Source organism: Rubricoccus marinus (genome assembly GCF_002257665.1).
In the GTDB taxonomy this organism is placed as follows: domain Bacteria; phylum Bacteroidota; class Rhodothermia; order Rhodothermales; family Rubricoccaceae; genus Rubricoccus; species Rubricoccus marinus.
The window spans coordinates 2,890,619-2,905,881 of record NZ_MQWB01000001.1; the positions used below are offsets into that span (position 1 = coordinate 2,890,619).

At 69.1% G+C, this 15,263-nt stretch carries 16 protein-coding genes; 4 read left to right on the forward strand and 12 right to left on the reverse strand.

Annotation, left to right across the window (positions count from 1 at the left end; genetic code table 11):
- Together BSZ36_RS12165 and recO are read right to left on the reverse strand one after the other, a co-directional pair.
- On the reverse strand, positions 1–615 hold a 615-nt coding region (locus BSZ36_RS12165), incomplete at its 3' end, for a LexA family protein (RefSeq protein ID WP_094549316.1).
- 77 nt (positions 616–692) lie between these two features.
- The gene (recO, locus tag BSZ36_RS12170; protein WP_094549319.1) at positions 693–1,451 is read right to left on the reverse strand and encodes a DNA repair protein RecO; all 759 of its coding nucleotides are present in this window, start codon (positions 1,449–1,451) and stop codon (positions 693–695) included.
- Positions 1,452–1,591: 140 nt separating this feature from the next.
- On the opposite strand from recO, the gene BSZ36_RS12175 reads away from it, so the two are divergent.
- From BSZ36_RS12175 to BSZ36_RS12185, 3 genes are all read left to right on the forward strand, one after another.
- Positions 1,592–2,149 carry a ComEA family DNA-binding protein gene (locus tag BSZ36_RS12175; RefSeq protein WP_094549321.1) on the forward strand — a complete coding sequence of 186 codons (558 nt, stop codon included), beginning with the start codon at positions 1,592–1,594 and terminating at the stop codon, positions 2,147–2,149.
- 93 nt (positions 2,150–2,242) lie between these two features.
- A complete protein-coding gene (locus tag BSZ36_RS12180; protein ID WP_179271169.1) occupies positions 2,243–3,691 on the forward strand; it encodes a glycogen synthase in 1,449 nt (482 codons plus the stop codon).
- 85 nt (positions 3,692–3,776) lie between these two features.
- Positions 3,777–5,045, forward strand: coding sequence for a glucose-1-phosphate adenylyltransferase (locus tag BSZ36_RS12185; RefSeq protein WP_094549325.1), 1,269 nt, complete (start codon positions 3,777–3,779; stop codon positions 5,043–5,045).
- Positions 5,046–5,106: 61 nt separating this feature from the next.
- On the opposite strand, the gene BSZ36_RS12190 is transcribed toward BSZ36_RS12185, so the two are convergent.
- The 6 genes from BSZ36_RS12190 to aat all read right to left on the reverse strand — a co-directional run bounded on the left by BSZ36_RS12190 (position 5,107) and on the right by aat (position 10,124).
- Positions 5,107–5,598, reverse strand: coding sequence for a hypothetical protein (locus BSZ36_RS12190; protein WP_094549328.1), 492 nt, complete (start codon positions 5,596–5,598; stop codon positions 5,107–5,109).
- 60 nt (positions 5,599–5,658) lie between these two features.
- The gene (locus BSZ36_RS12195) at positions 5,659–6,141 is read right to left on the reverse strand and encodes a C2 domain-containing protein (protein ID WP_094549330.1); all 483 of its coding nucleotides are present in this window, start codon (positions 6,139–6,141) and stop codon (positions 5,659–5,661) included.
- Between the two features lie 91 nt (positions 6,142–6,232).
- Positions 6,233–6,898 carry a response regulator gene (locus BSZ36_RS12200; protein WP_094549332.1) on the reverse strand — a complete coding sequence of 222 codons (666 nt, stop codon included), beginning with the start codon at positions 6,896–6,898 and terminating at the stop codon, positions 6,233–6,235.
- 101 nt (positions 6,899–6,999) lie between these two features.
- Positions 7,000–7,983 (reverse strand): 6-phosphofructokinase, encoded by a 984-nt coding sequence (pfkA, locus tag BSZ36_RS12205; protein WP_094549334.1) that lies wholly within the window; start codon positions 7,981–7,983, stop codon positions 7,000–7,002.
- A gap of 189 nt (positions 7,984–8,172) precedes the next feature.
- Positions 8,173–9,138 carry an N-acetylmuramoyl-L-alanine amidase-like domain-containing protein gene (locus BSZ36_RS12210; RefSeq protein ID WP_094549336.1) on the reverse strand — a complete coding sequence of 322 codons (966 nt, stop codon included), beginning with the start codon at positions 9,136–9,138 and terminating at the stop codon, positions 8,173–8,175.
- Between the two features lie 347 nt (positions 9,139–9,485).
- On the reverse strand, positions 9,486–10,124 hold the full coding sequence (aat, locus tag BSZ36_RS12215; protein ID WP_094549338.1) for a leucyl/phenylalanyl-tRNA--protein transferase: 639 nt from the start codon (positions 10,122–10,124) through the stop codon (positions 9,486–9,488).
- A gap of 79 nt (positions 10,125–10,203) precedes the next feature.
- Here aat and BSZ36_RS20025 point away from each other — a divergent pair, with 79 nt between their 5' ends.
- Positions 10,204–10,716: an acyl-CoA carboxylase biotin carboxyl carrier protein subunit gene (locus tag BSZ36_RS20025; protein ID WP_094549340.1), complete on the forward strand. Its 513-nt coding sequence runs from the start codon at positions 10,204–10,206 to the stop codon at positions 10,714–10,716.
- A gap of 52 nt (positions 10,717–10,768) precedes the next feature.
- On the opposite strand, the gene rlmB is transcribed toward BSZ36_RS20025, so the two are convergent.
- From rlmB to BSZ36_RS12240, 4 genes are all read right to left on the reverse strand, one after another.
- Positions 10,769–11,611, reverse strand: a complete 843-nt coding sequence (gene rlmB, locus BSZ36_RS12225) for a 23S rRNA (guanosine(2251)-2'-O)-methyltransferase RlmB (RefSeq protein WP_094549342.1) — start codon at positions 11,609–11,611, stop codon at positions 10,769–10,771.
- 114 nt (positions 11,612–11,725) lie between these two features.
- Complete coding sequence (locus BSZ36_RS12230) at positions 11,726–13,153, reverse strand: pyridoxal phosphate-dependent decarboxylase family protein (protein WP_094549344.1); 1,428 nt, start codon at positions 13,151–13,153, stop codon at positions 11,726–11,728.
- Positions 13,150–14,169 (reverse strand): prolipoprotein diacylglyceryl transferase, encoded by a 1,020-nt coding sequence (locus tag BSZ36_RS12235; protein ID WP_094549346.1) that lies wholly within the window; start codon positions 14,167–14,169, stop codon positions 13,150–13,152. Before BSZ36_RS12235 ends, BSZ36_RS12230 begins: the two co-directional genes overlap by 4 nt.
- 176 nt (positions 14,170–14,345) lie before the next feature.
- A complete protein-coding gene (locus BSZ36_RS12240; protein ID WP_094549348.1) occupies positions 14,346–15,143 on the reverse strand; it encodes a class I SAM-dependent methyltransferase in 798 nt (265 codons plus the stop codon).
- Between the last annotated feature and the right edge of the window lie 120 nt (positions 15,144–15,263).

Consider the following 15,263-nt stretch of genomic DNA (forward strand, 5'->3'; position numbering starts at 1 on the left):
GTGACGCATGCCGCTGCGCTGCCCCACGGACTCGGCCGAAAGGGCTGCGGCGGGGTGGGTGCCTTCGCTAAAAGGGAGCACGAGGCCGTACGGACCCGCGTGGCCGGCGTACACGCCGAGCGCCTCGGCGTTGCCGAGGTCCTCCCCGGCCTGCTTCAGGCGGATCTTCCCCTCATCCAAGATCACGATGGGATCGCCCTCGACGACGTCCTCGCTGTCGGAGACGAAGACGAAGCGGGCATTGCTCAACTCCTCGTCCCTCTTTGTCTGCGGGTCCAGGCGCAACGCGTGGACGGCCTCGCCGCGCAGGAGCGTCTGCAACGTGAGCCGGTCGGAGCCCGGCTGCGGCGTCAGTGCGCCCCCCTTGACCGACCAGCGCACGCCGATGCTGCCATCCCGCCCGTTGCGGTCCACGAGGTGGTAGCCGTCCGTATCACGGCGCAGAAACCCCTTCTTCGAGAGCGCCTGGAGGTTCTGCGTAACCGAGTTCGGGGACCGGTAGCCGAAGTGGTCTACGATCTCACGGTACGTGGGCCACACCTTCGTTTCGGAGACCGCCTCCTGTAGGTATTCGAGGAACTGGTGCTGCTTTTGCGTGAGATGACGGCGGCTCATGGGAGGGGTGGAAGCCGGGATGGAGTCCGCTGAAAGTAGAGACTCATATGTTAGGACACAACTTACGGGCCTCCGGCTCAGACCTCCTCGCGTCCGGCTCCAATCTCCCCCGCGATGCGACGCACACGGTCTGGCACGTTACTCCCCGCGTGGACGGCGAGATACGCGTCCACCAACGTCTCGACTTCGGAGCGCACGTCGGCGTCGAGCGTCATCCTCCCGGCCGTCTGCAGGTCCACCCGGGCGAACACCGCAAAGGCGCGCAGCGCCGCGCGGCTTGCAGCGATCTGGCGCGGCCCGTCCGCGGCGTCCCGCACGGCTCCGGTTTCGAGCAGCAGCACGCCGCCCTCGTCCGGGAGCGCGTCGAGTTCGGCGCGGTGGAGGTCGGGTGAGAACCCCAGGAGGTTGGCGAAGTGGAGCTGGAACCAGAGCAGCGCGTTACCCAGCCGGTCTTCGGCGGCGTCCAAGAACGTGAGCGTGCGGGCGAGCGCTTCGAGCGCCAGAGGCTGCACGTCTCCCTCGTCGAGGAGGGCACGCGTGAGTTCGAGCGCGCGGAGTGCGAGCGTAACGCGTTCCAGGTCCGTGGTGAGGCGCGGAAAGCGCTGGAGGTGCGAGACCTCGCGCAGCGTCTGAAGCCCGCGCTCGGGCTTGTAGTAGTACACCGCCTGGACGTACGACCCCGGCTGGAGCGTGGAGCCGAACGTGCTGGTGGGGCGGCGCGCGCCCTTCGCCATCGCGCCCACGATGCCGTTCTGGCGCGTGAGCAACGTGACGATGCGGCTGGTCTCGCCGTAGTCGAACGAGCGGAGGACGACGGCGTCGGTGCGGACGATCATGGCGGGCCTACGCCCGAGTTCCGACGCGGTGCCCCGCCAGAGGCCTCTGGCGAGACCGCGGGCTCAGTCCATCTCGCGAGGAGTAACGGCTGTTAGACCGGCGCACGCGCGGGGTCTACCGGGTGGTCCCGTTCGCCCTTATGCGCGTCCTCTACCGGTTTCAGAACGCCCTCCGCCTGACCTCCCCCGAGGGGTCCGGGCTACTGGCGCTGACGCTGGCAGGCGCGCTCGGCATGGGCGCGTTCGAGCTCCAGCAGCACGCGGGCGCGCCCTCCTCCGAGCTGTACTCGGAGTCCGACGCCGCGTTTGCCGCCGCCTCTCGCGCCGCGGTCCCCGCCGCGCAGGTGCTGGGGCCTGAGCCGGCCGCGGCCCCCTTCGCGCTGCTGGACTCCATCCCGACCCCGCCAGAGGCGGTCCCGCCCGATACCACCCAGGCCTCTGGCGCGGAGGCGCCGCTACCGCCCCCGCCGGTGACGGCCGGGAGAGCCTCTGGGCGCAAGGAAGCCGGCCGGGCAAACCTCAACACGGCGAGCCTCCAGGACCTCCAACGGCTGCCCGGTGTGGGGCCCGCCATCGCGCAGCGGATCATCGACTACCGGAATCAGAACGGACCGTTTCGCAGCGTCGACGCCATCACGGGCGTCAGGGGGATCGGGCCGAAAACGCTCGAGAAGATGAGGCCGTACGCTCATTTGTAGCGGCGAAGCGGGCGTGCAGCTACACGCGTTGTGTGGATACACTAGGGAGCGTGCCGCCAGAGGCCGCGTCTGTTCCACCTCTCCCCCGCTGCTGTGACCGTCCTCCACCTCGCCGCCGAGTGCGCCCCGTTCGCCAAAGTAGGAGGGCTCGCCGATGTCGTCGGCGCGCTGCCTGGCGCGCTCGCAGGCCTCGGCGTCCAGAGCGCGGGCCTGATGCCGCTCTACGGCGGCCCCGAGGGAGCAGTCGCCACCAAGGCCGGGCCTCTGGCGCGCGTGGCTGCCGGCGAGATCCGGTACGGGGAGAAGCCTCTCGCATACGCGATCTACCGCGCCGAACGGGAGGACGGTGCGCCGCTCTTTCTACTACATCAGCCCGAGCACTTTGGCGCCGAGGGCGTCTATTTCGGCCCCGGCAACCTCCCGTTCGAGAACGCCGACGACCGTTTCCCGGTCTTCCAACTCGCCGCGCTGGACTGGCTCGCCGCAGGCGAGGGCTTCTCGCCGGACGTTCTCCACCTGCACGACCACCACGTCGGCTTTGTCCCGGCGCTCTTGAAGCACGACGCTCGGTTCTCGTCTCTAGCAACCGTGCCGACCGTTTTCACCGTTCACAGCGCCGACCACCAGGGGTGGGCGCCAGAGGCCGTCTGGAAGAACATGGGCGCCCCGGAGGTCCCGTCAGAAGCCGTGCGCCTGGGCGGCACGCTCAACAGCATGAAGGCCGCGCTCCGCTACGCCGATGCCGTCACGACCGTCAGCCCCAGCTACGCGCAGGAGCTTCAGGCCGACGACGAGATGGCGCACGGCCTCGCGCACGAGTTCCGCGCCGCTGCGGACCGTTTCACCGGCATCGTCAACGGCGTGGACACGTCGGAGTGGGACCCCGCAACGGACCGGCACCTGCCGGCGCCTTTCTCTGCTGCCGACCTCAGCGGCAAGGCCGAGACCCAGCGCGCCGTCCGCGCCGAACTCGGGGTGGACGCCAGAGGCCCGCTGCTCACGTTTGTCGGGCGGCTCATGCGCGAGAAGGGCGCCGAGATCCTGCCCGGAGCCCTCGCGCGGATCCTGGAGGAGACGGACGCGCGGATCGCCCTCCTCGGCTCCGGCGCCCCCGAGTACGAAGCGCAGATGCGCCGGCTCGCCTCTGGCGCCGAGGCCAGCCGTCTCTCCGTCACGCTCGCCTTCGACAACGCGCTCGCGCACCGGCTCTACGCCGCGGGCGACTTTTTCCTGATGCCCTCGCGAAGCGAGCCGTGCGGTCTGGGCCAGCTCTACGCGATGGGCTACGGCACCCCGCCCATCGTCCACGCGGTCGGCGGGTTGCGCGATACGGTCCGGCCGTGGGACGGGGAGGCCGGCGTGGGCTTCGCGTTCGACGCTTTCACCGAGGACGCCTTCGTGGACGCCGTGCGCCGCGCGCTAGACGTGTTCGCGGCGCCAGAGGCGTACCGTCGGCTCCAGCACAACGGCATGGCCGCGGACCACTCGTGGGCGGCGTCCGCGAGCGCCTACGTTCACCTGTACAACGCTCTCGGCGCTTGATTTCCACCTCTGGCGCCAGAGGCGGGTTCTTCTCGCGCACTCGCGCGTAGGACTCCCCTGGCCCTCTCCTTCTCCCTTCTTTCTCATGCGTGACACTCTCGCGGTCATCCTCGGCGGTGGCGCCGGGACCCGGCTCTTCCCCCTCACCGACCACCGTTCCAAGCCCGCCGTGCCTCTGGCGGGGAAGTACCGGCTGATCGACGTGCCGATCTCGAACTGCATCAACAGCGAGTTGCTGCGCATGTTCGTCCTCACGCAGTACAACTCCGCGAGCCTCAACCGGCACGTCTCGCGCGCCTACCGCTTCGACCGGTTCGGCCACGGGTTCGTCTCCATCCTGGCTGCGGAGCAGACCGCGGATTCGAAGGAGTGGTTTCAGGGGACTGCGGACGCCGTGCGTCAGGTGCTCCCGCACATCAACCCGTACCCGCACCGCCGCGTGCTCATCCTCTCGGGCGATCAGCTCTACCGGATGAACTTCGCCACCTTCGGGCAGCACCACACCGCGTCGAGGGCGGACCTGACCGTTGCCACCATCCCGGTCACGGCCGACGAGGCGCCAGCGTTCGGCATTCTCAAGACCGACGCCTCTGGCGTGATCACGGAGTTCCACGAGAAGCCCGCGCGAGACAAGCTCGACGGGCTGGAAAGCCCCGTCTCCGCTAAGATGCGCGAGCAGGGACGCATCTACCTCGCGAGCATGGGCATCTACATGTTCGAGCGCGAGGCGCTTGGAGACGTGCTCGGCGCAAACCCCGAGGAGATCGACTTCGGCAAGCAGATCATCCCTGCGGCCATCGAGCAGCGGCGCGTGGTGAGCTACCCGCACGACGGCTACTGGTCCGACATCGGGACCGTGCGCTCGTTTTACGACGCGAACCTCGACCTCGCCGTCCCCCAACCGCAGTTCGACCTCTACGACGAGGACGCGCCGCTCTACACCCGGGCGCGCATGTTGCCGCCGGCCAAGATCCAGAACTCCCACATCCGGGACTCCATCATCGGCGAGGGCTCAGTCATCACCAACGCCACCATCGAGAACTCCGTGGTCGGCATCCGCTCCTATCTCAGCGAGGGCTCGACGCTGCGGCGCACCGTCATGCTCGGTGCCGACTACCTCCCCTGGCGCGATGCCGAGCGGCGTCCCGGCATCAACCCGCCACCCAACCCGGGCGTTGGTCCGAGGAGCCTAGTAGAGGGGGCCATCATCGACAAAAACGTCCAGATCGGCGCCGATTGCCGCATCACCGACGCCAGCAACAAGCCGGACGCCGACGGCGACGGCTGGTACATCCGCGACGGCGTCGTCGTGCTCGCTAAGAACGCCATCATCCCGGACGGGACGGTGATCTGACCGCTCGCCCCTAGCGTCACTGGCCTCTGGCGCCAGAGGCCGGCTGGAGCGACCGACGGCGCTAGTCGCTCCAGCGTACGCTGAGGCGGACTTCGGTATCGCCGCTCCCGCTGGTCACGCGGAACGACTCGTTGAGATCGCTCTCTAGGTAGTCGCCCAGCCGAAACGGGCCGATCTCGTCGATGAACTCGTCGTCCAAGAGCCCGTCGTCGTCGTACAACACCACGTAGACCTCCTCGTCAATGCCGACCTCGGTGGCCGGGACATCGTAAAAGACGGGGAGGTCACGGCTGTCCACATTGGGAATCGGAGCCGTCTCGATGATCAGTTCCCCGGACCTCGTCTCCAATACGAGGTAGATGTCCGGGTTCGGAGACGTGAGGCCGCTGTCCCATTCGTTGCCGTCGGGCTGGACCAATGGGAAGTCTTCGAGTTCGAACGTCCGGACGAACCCTCTGCGCACATCGTTGGCTCGCAGAGGGTTCGAGTCGCAACCCGCTACCACTCCGATGAGGAGAAGCGGGAGAATGCGCGAGAGCAGGAGCTGTGGCATCGGAGCGTGGGCGTCGCGGGATCACAAGATCGTGCCCGCGATGCTTCGGTGCCGACGCGCTTAGTTGTAGTCGAAGGTGACGCGCAGGTCGACCCCCGCGGCGGTGTCCTGGAAGGAGCGGACCCGGACGTTGCCGTCCACCAACGACTGCACGGCCACCGCGGCCGTCGTTCCCATGATGTCGTCCGCGCTCGCGGCGCCGCCGTCCTTGTCGACTACCTGGAAAGAGAGCGAGCGATCGAGTTGGTTGAGCGAGATCGTCCCGCCGATGTTCAACGTCTGCGGCAGCTCATCTTGGTCGAGGTCGCCGAACTCGCGGTCCCTCGTCGTCGCGACATCCACGCCATCGAGGCGAACGCGGACGTACACGTCTGGACCACCACTGCCGACCGCGTTGTCCCAATCGGAGCCGTCCGGCTTGTTCTCGGGGATCTGGTCCACGGTGACGTTGGTGATGCGCACGCTGGTGATCTCCTCTTCGCCGCCGGAGTCACAGGCGGTGAGAGCGAGAGGAAGCACGAGGAGGAGGGCGAGACGACGCATTCGGAGAGGCGGGAGTGGGTACAGGCGCCGTATACCCTCCCGGTCTCGCCGCAACGCCAGAGGCCTCTGGCGCCGGAGTCCCTTGAGCCGGTTAGGCGACGCCGAGTTCGACTGCGCGGCGCGAGGCCTCGCCCCGGCTGTGCACGTCCAGCTTGCGGTAGAGGCTCTTGACGTGGCTCTGGACCGTGTGGACGCTCACGCCCATCGCAGCGGCCATGCCGTCATCGGTGTCGCCCCTCGCGATCAGGGCGAGAACCTCCTGCTCACGCGGCGTGAGGCCGAGGGCCGCGCGCTCCCGCTCGGCCTCGTGCGCGCGGCTGGCGTCAGCGCGGACGCGCTCGACGAGCGTGCGCGCCACGCGGGCGCTGACGGGGGCGCCGCCCTTCCGGAGGTCGAGTACCGCGTCCACGATCCTATCGGCGGGCTCTTCCTTGAGGAGGTAGCCGCTGGCGCCAGCGGCGAGGGCGGACTCGATGCGCGCCTCGGCGTCGAACACCGTCAACATTACCACCTCGATCTCCGGGTGCTCTGCCTTGAGGTGCCGCGTGGCTTCCACGCCGTCCATCTCCGGCATCTCGATGTCCATCAGCACGACCTCTGGCGCCAGAGGCGCGAGCGCGAGATCGGCGAGAAAGGCGGCACCGTCGGCCGAGGAGAAGAGCACCTCCACCTCGTCGAACAGCGCGAGCCGTTGGAGGAGCCTCTGGCGGAGGTCGTCGCGGTCTTCGACGACAGCGAGACGGACGGGAGCGGGCATGCGACGGGGGCGGCGGACGAACCGCAAGAAACGACGCGGGCGGGTTGTCACGGCTCCCGAGATCTCGGGACTCTGTGCCCGGAGGCCTCTGGCGCCAGAGGCTAGCTCAGCAGCGCCGTGAGTTGGAGCAGGTCGTAGTCCACTTCTTTCTTGCGCCCCCACACGTTGCGGATGGGCGTCAGCTTGACGTCGTTGTTGACGATGCCGACCATGACGCCGGAGTGGCCTTCCAAGAGCGCCTCCACCGCGGCGTTGCCGAGGCGGCTGGCTAGGACGCGGTCGCGGGCCGTCGGGCTGCCGCCACGCTGGACGTGGCCGAGAACGGTCACGCGCGTGTCGATGTCGTCAAAGGCGCTTTCTTCGCGGAGCGCCTCGGCGATTTTCTGCGCGCCGCCCAACTCGTCGCCCTCGGCGACGACGACGATGCTGGAGCGGCTCTGGCTGGACATCAGCGAGAGGATGCGCTCCTTGATCGCGCCCATGTCAGTCAGCATCTCGGGGATGAGGACCAATTCGGCGCCGCCGCCGATGCCACACGAGAGCGCGATAAAGCCCGTGTCGCGGCCCATCACCTCGATGAGGAACAGGCGGTCGTGCGCGTCGGCCGTGTCGCGGATCTTGTCGATGGACTCTAGCGCGGTGTTCAGCGCCGAGTCGAAGCCGATGGTTTCGTCGGTTCCGAAGAGGTCGTTGTCGATCGTGCCCGGGCAGCCGACCACGGCGATGTTGTGCTCCTCGCCCAGGCGCGTCGCGCCCTCCAGCGTGCCATCGCCACCGATGACGACGAGGGCGTCCACGCCGTGCGCCTTGAGGTGCTCGGCGGCGCGCTCGCGTCCCTCTTTCGTGCGGAACGCTTTGCTGCGGGCGCTCTTGAGGATGGTACCGCCTTGCTGCAAAATGTTGGAGACCGAGAGGCGGTCCATCTCCACGAAGTCGCCGTCAATCATGCCCGCGTAGCCGCGCCGGATGCCGACAACCTCCAGACCTTCGGCGAGCGCGCGGCGGACGGCAGCGCGGATGCAGGCGTTCATGCCGGGAGCGTCACCGCCAGAGGTGAGCACGCCGATACGGGAAAGCTCCTTCACGAGGACTGGGGGCTAGAAACAGAGACGGGCGGGAGCACGAAGTCTACCGCCACCTCTGGCGCCAGAGGCGGAAGCCTTCGGGAAAGAGCGCGCCAGGTGCCAGAGCCGGCCGAAAGCCGCTCACCGCGCCGGCCGAAAGCCGCTCACCGCGCCGCCAGAGGCCCATCGCCCGGCCTCTGGCGGCGTAGGCTAGCCGCGCGGGTCCTTCGGGCGGACGAGCACGATGCCGACCTGGGACTTGATGCCCTGGACGTAGCTCTGCAAGTCGTCCGAGATCTTGACCTGCTCGGACGAAAGCGAGGCGTGCATAAACCCGGTATGGGCGGCCGTTTTGTGGACAAACCCGGTGTGCGTCACGTCCAAACCGCCGATGCTCGTCGCCGTCGCGATGATGTCGCCGGGCTGCATAAAGCCGTAGGCCTGCGCGATCCGGTTTTGCGGGATGTAGTAGAGTTCGGTCCCCGCGAGGTCGGCTTCCATGTCGACGATGCAGGCGTACGAGGAGTCTGCGGCGAGGTGCGGGTACGCGTCGCGGTGCGTGGACATGAAGTCGATGCGCTTGTCGAACGCTTCGCCGCCAGAGGCCTCGGTGATGTTGGTGAGCGTGCCGCGAGCCTCGTTGTCGCGGATCCAGTCCGAGAAGTAGTGCAGGCGGGAGCAGTAGGCGCCCATCTCGCCGCCGCGGTACCGGAGCTCGCGCACCCCACGCACGTAGCTGGCGTGGTCCGTCTGACCGGTCGCGATAGCGTTCGCGAGCGCGAGCACGTTCTCGATGTAGAGCACGCAATCGAACGCGCGGAGCGTGACCACGAGGGTTTCCGTAGCGGGCTCGTCCAGCAAGCCCCCGATGTACGGCTGGCCGATCATCATCTCGCCCACCTTCTGGACCAACTCGCCGTAGGGCAATGTGGCCCACTCTTCGACGTCGGCGCGTTCTATCACGGACGTGAAGAGCGCCTTTGTCTCGGCGTCCAGCGCAACGAGCGTGTCGGCGGCGACCAACTCGCCCGCGTTGGGCAACGCGTTGGAGGCGGGCGGCGCGGCGGCGCCAGAGGCCTCTGGCGCGCGGGCTTCGGCCGGGCCGGGATCGGTGCAACCGGAGAGGGCGGGCACCACGAGAAGCGCGGCGAGGAGGAAGGCGAGCACGGCTGGCATAGACTGGCGGGGGCAGGGCGACTCAAGAACGCCCGAGGCGCGGGGCTGTTGCGGGTTCTGGGTTCTGGGTTCTGGGTTCTGGGTTCTGGGTTCTGGGTAAAGCTGTCCCGCGCTCGCCTCTGGCGCCAGAGGATTCCTGGAACCCACAGGCGAGGTCCCCTCTCCCCTCGGGAGAGGGACAGGGTGAGGGGCGATCCGACCGCCAGAGGCCTCTGGCGGGACCCGGAGGCATCCTGCGAGCCGGGCGTGTGCAACACGCCCCTGCCGGAGGCCACGCCGAACACCAGAGGTGTGTGCCGAACGCGGCCTCCGGCGGAACAAATCGGGCCGCGGACACCCTCACACCCTCACACCCTCACACCCTCACACCCTCCGCCAGAGGCGGCAACCGCGTCGCCGCGCCAGTCGGCGTGTAGGGACACGGCGGCGGCCAGACGCGCTTCGTACTCATCGCGCGGGATCTCGACGACGCCCAGGCTCGCGAGGTGATCGGTCTGCATCTGCACGTCGAGAAGCACGAAGCCTCTGGCGCGAAGCCGTTCCACGAGGTGCACGAGCGCCACCTTGGAGGCGTCCGTCGCGCGGCTGAACATGCTCTCGCCGAAAAACGCGCCCCCAACCGCGACGCCGTAAAGGCCGCCGACCAGCTCGCCAGAGGCATCCCAGCATTCCACCGAATGCGCCGCGCCCTCGCGGTGGAGCTCGGTGTAGGCCCACTCCACCTCGGCCGAGATCCAGGTCTGCTCCCGGCCCGGAGCCGGGCGCGCGCACGCCCCGATTACGGCCTCAAACGCCTGGTCCACCGTCACGGAGTACGTTCCGCGGCGGAGCCTCTGGCGCAGCGAGCGTGAGACGCGGAGGCCATCGAGCGGGAGAATGGCGCGCGGGTCCGGCGCGAACCAGTAGATGCGGTCGCCGTCGTCCGGGTCCGCCATCGGGAAGAACCCGATGCGGTAGGCGTGGAGCAGGACGGCGGGGGTTAGCATAAGAGGGTGCGTGGAAGGTGGACCCCGCGCGCTGAAGGTGCAAGCCCCTTCGGGTATCTTCCGCCGACTCCCCGCACCTATGCAGTTTCCTTCCGGCCCCCTCCAAGCCCGTACCGGCGACCACACGTTCACCGTAGAGCGCGATGGCGATACGCTCCTCGTCAACGGCGAGGCCAGCGACGCGCGCGTCGTGCGCCTGGACGATCACGCGGTTCTCTTTACGGAGAACGGCAAAACCACCGTCGTCGGCATCGAGCGCCAGGACGACGGCTCTGTGATCGCGACGGTGAACGGCAAGCGGATCCCGGTGGAGATCAAGACGGCAACAGACCTTCTGCTGGAGTCCTTCGGCATGGACGCGGGCGCGAGCACCGCCGACCGCGAGATCCGCGCGCCGATGCCCGGACTCGTTCTCCGCGTGCTCGTCAAGCCCGGAGACGCCGTCGAAGCCGGCCAAGGCGTGGCCGTATTGGAGGCGATGAAGATGGAGAACGAGCTGAAGGCGCCCGCAGCGGGGACGGTCGCGGCGGTCCACGCCGAGGCCGGCGCGGCGGTCGGCAAGAACGACCTGCTGATCGAACTCGGCGAGTAGCCACTGGCCCACGGGCGGCGCCCCCCGGCCTCTGGCGCCAGAGGCCTCCGGCCTACTCCCCTTCCGGCGCGTTCGGCTCGGCTTCGGGCATGCCCCACTCGGACGTGCCCCACGTGCTCGCAGGGCGGTCCTTCGTGGCGATAAAGAGCGCGACGCCAGCGGCGACGCTCGCGTTGAGGCTCTCAGCCGGCCCGCGCATAGGGATCGCGGCGAGGCCGTCGCAGGCCTTGCGTACGCCTACGCTCAGGCCACGGCCCTCGCTGCCGATGACGAGAACGGTCGCGCGGTCCCAGTCCCAATCCCAGACCGTCGTGGCGCGGCTGTCGGCCTCTGGCGCGGCCTCCAGGCCCACCACCCAGTAGCCGCGCTCCTTCATGGCACCCAGCGCGCGGCCGAGGTCGCGCGTGCGCGCCAGAGGCGCCTGGAGCGCCGTCCCGGCGCTGGCCTTGACGGCGGTCGCGGAAAGCGGCGCCATGCCTTTCTCCGTCACCACCATCGCGTCAACGCCCGCGCCCACGCCGCTGCGGATGATGGCGCCGTAGTTGTGCGGGTCCTCCACGCCGTCGAGCGCGAGGACGAGCGGCTTCCGCTCGCGCACCTCGTCGTTGGTCGGCGCGATCTGGCTGAGCAACTCGTCCACGTCGCGGTAGGCGATGGGCGCCACGAGCGCGACGACGCCTTGGTGCACAGCACCCTTGGCGGAGCGCTCCAGCGCCTGCTGCGGCACCATCTGGACCGGTACGCCTGCGGCGCTAGCGGCCTTGCGGACCTTTTCCAGCGCGCCCTCGATGCGCCCGCTCCCCCGCGCGAGCATGATCTTTTCGATGCGCGACGGCTCGGCGTCGAGGAGTTCGCGGACGGGGTTGCGCCCGGCGACGATGGTGGGATCGGACATGTCTCGGCGTGCGGTCGTGAGGCGGCAAGGTGCCAGCCACTGGCGTCCGGGACAAACGAAAAGCGTGCGCCTCTGGCGAGTGCGGCGCCGCACCGTGCCTCTAGCGCGAGAGGCTCAGACCATCTCCTCCAGCCGCGTCACGAGGCTCTCGGCCCACGCTTCGTGCTCCGGCTTCATCAGCACGCTGCGGAGGATGCGCGCGTGCGGGCGGTCGCGCACGATCTCGGGCGGGAAGGCGTCCGCGTCCACGCGGTAGAGGCTGAGATAGACGGCCTCTGGCGCGGCCATCGCGCGGTCGAACAGCGCGCCAGAGGCCGCGTCGATCTCTGAGAGCGACGCGCTGGCCGGGTAGTAGCCCACGATGTCGAGTTCGGGCTCGCGCCAGAGACGGAACGCGGGCGACGCCTCAATGCCTCTTGCGAAGGCGCGGGCGGCACGGAGCGTGGCGGCCAGGACCGGGCCCAGCCCGTCGTCAGGCGCCAGGGGTAGCGCGCGGAGCGTGAGCCACAGCGCAGCGGCGGCGGCTCCCGGGCGGCTGCACTCCAGGCTGATCTCGCCCAGGTGCAGCGCGTCGGACGTGAAGTAGGTGTACGGCGAGTCGTGCCGGTAGAAGCGGCCCACCGACGGATCGCGGAAGAGGACGGCGCCGCAGCCGTAGGGCTGGAGCCCGTGCTTGTGCGGGTCCACCACGACCGAGTCGGCGTCCTCGATCGCGAGGAAGTCCCCGGCGGGGAAGCCGCTCAGGCCTCTGGCGCCAGAGGTCTCCCCTTCTCCGTTCTCGCCAGAGGCCAGCAGGCGGAAGAAGCCGCCGTACGCCGCGTCGATGTGGACGCGCGCGCCGTAGCGGCGGCACAGCGCGATGCCCTCGCGGATGGGGTCCACCGTTCCGAGCCCCGTCGTGCCGGCGGTCAGGACCACGGCGCTCACGGCGCCCTCTGCCAGAGGCCCCTCCAGCGCGCCGAGGTCCATGCGGCCTCTGTCGTCGGTCGGGACCGTGACGACGTCCAGGCCGAGGACGTGCGCCATGCGGGCGTGCGTGTAATGCGCCGCTTCGCTGACCGCGATGGCTGGGGGCGTGCCTGCTTCGCGCGCGAGCTCGCGGACGACGAAGAGCGCTTCGAGGTTGGCGACCGTTCCGCCGCCGGTCAGGTGGCCCAGGTGCTCGGCCGGGAAGCCGAACATCGCGGCCAGATCCGCCACCACCTCCTTCTCCATCCTGCCCGTGGCCGGGCCGCCGTCGAGCGCGTGGTTGTTGGGATTGAGCCGCATCGCCGCCGCGTAGGCCGCCCATGCGACCGGGTGCGGCGGCTTGAGCATCTGCCCGGCGTAGCGCGGGTGGAAAAACGGATAGATGCCGTCCTCCTCGCCATCGGTCGGCGCCGTGAGGCGCGCGGTGAACTCCGCGATGGCGCCGTCCAGCCTCTGGCGCGGCACGCCGAGCGAGGGGTGTGCCTCGAACGCGCCGTGCTCGGCCTCCCAGGCCTCTACCGGGTCCAGGATCTGCGCGAGCAACGCGCGAGGATCGACGGCGTCCGCGCTCATGCCGAGACCGGGACGGCGTCGCCAGAGGCCGACGTGCCGGGCGCGTCAGAGGCGCCGGGCGTGCCCGCCTGGGGCGGCGTGGTGATGCGTCGCGTGAGCATCGCCACGCCGATCGCGCCGAGCGTGATCAGGCCGATGGAGATCCATTGCGACTGCGAGAGGCCCAGCGCCCAGACCTTGTTGGTGCGCATGAACTCGATCAGGAACCGCTCGGCGCCCGTCAGGATGAGATAGACCGAGAAGAGCCAGCCGGCCTTGAACGGGTGCTTGCGCATGATCCACAGGAGCCCGCCGAGCACGAGCGCGGCAAACGTCTCGTAGAGCATCGTCGGGTACACGCCGATCGCGCCTGGGATGTCACACTCGATCTGTCTGGCGAGGGCGTTGAACGTTACCGGGTCCTGGATCGGCCCGCCGTAGACGTAGGCGCGAGGGAAGGTTTCGGTCCAGAGAAAGCCGGGGACCCAGGCGGGCTTGTCCGCGAGCGTGGAGCACAGGCCCCAGTCACCATCGCCGGAGAGGTAGCAGCCGATGCGGCCGATGCCGTAGGCAATCATGAGCCCCGGCGAGGCAGCATCCGAAAGACGCGGCACCTCGATCTTCTTTTTGCGCGCGTACCACATCACCGAGAGCGTCGCGAGGATGAGGCCGCCGTAGAACGTCAGCCCCGCGCCGGAGAACAGGACTTCGACGGGGTTGCGGACGAACTCGTCCCAGAAATCGAGGATGTTGAACAGCTTGGAGCCCACAATGCCCGCGACGACACCGATGCCCATCAGCGTCCACACGTAGACAGAGGGGCTGACGAGGCTGCTCTTCTCCCGCCCCTTCGCGTCCGTAACCGTCGCGCGGACGGGCGCGATGAGGCCACGGTTGTACAGCCGGTCCAGTTCCTTCTTCGTCAGCCACGCGGCGACGAGAAAGGCCGTCGCGACCATGAGGCCAAACGAGTGGAGCGGGATCGGGGAGGTGAACCCGAAGAGATCCTGAAAGATGTCGCTGACGCGGGGGTACATGGGCGCGAGGCTGGGGACGGCAAGATCGCACGCCGCCTGCCCCAACGGGGCCCCCGCCGTTTCTCGCGCCCGCGACGCCCCAGGTCTTCACGCCAGAGGCCTCTGGCGCACGTCCACTCCTGCCGCGACTGAGTGCGTGGCGCGCCTCTGGCGCCAGAGGCTCAGTTGGGCGTCGGTTACTCCGGCTTCTCGAAGACGAGGATGTGCTGCTGCGGGAGCACGTCGCGGTTCTCCACGAAGCGCCAGCCGTTGGCCTCCACCTCGGCGATGGCCTGCCTCTCCGTCATCGTGTGAAGGCGCTTGATGGGGATCGTGGGGTCCTCGCCGCGGTACTCCACGAGAACGAGCTGACCGCCCGGCCGCGTGCCGCGGAGGATGGCAGCCAGCATCTCGCGCGGGTGCGAGAACTCGTGGTACGCGTCCACGATCAGCGTGAGGTCCACGGACTCCGGCTCTAGACCGGGGTCTGAGACCGTGCCCATGACGGTCTCCACGTTCGTCGCGTTCTCCACCTCTGCGCGCCCGGCGACGATCTGGAGCATCTCGCGCTGGATGTCGACGGCGAGCACCTTGCCCGTTGGGACGAGGGGCGCGAGGCGGAACGTGAAGTAGCCCGTGCCCGCGCCCAGGTCTGCCACCACGGCGTCGGGGGCGAGGTCCAGCGCGTCCACGAGCAAGTCCGGGCGCTCCTGGCGCGCGCGGTCCGGGCGCTCCAGCCACGCCGCGCCGCGGTGGTCCATCACGAGCGCGATCTCGCGGCCCATGTAAAACCGGCCGGTCCCATCGCGCGAGGCCTCGCCTTCCTCGTAGAAGACGCCATCGCGCGCCTGGCTCAACGAGCCTCTGGCGAAGGGCGTCGTCTGGGTGGTCTCGGCGGGCGCCAGAGGCTGCGGTTCCGGCGGGCTCTGCGCCGAGCAGCCGAGCGCGGCGCCGGTGCCCAGAAAGGCGGCGGCGAGCACGAGGCGGGTCGTCATGGATGTGCGAGGGGTGTGCACGAGCAGGACGCCGTGGACGGCGTGGAAGTCACACCGTGAACGTACGGACACCCGCGCGGGTGCCCCGGCGGCCGGAAGCCTTCCCCGGCCGCCTCTGGC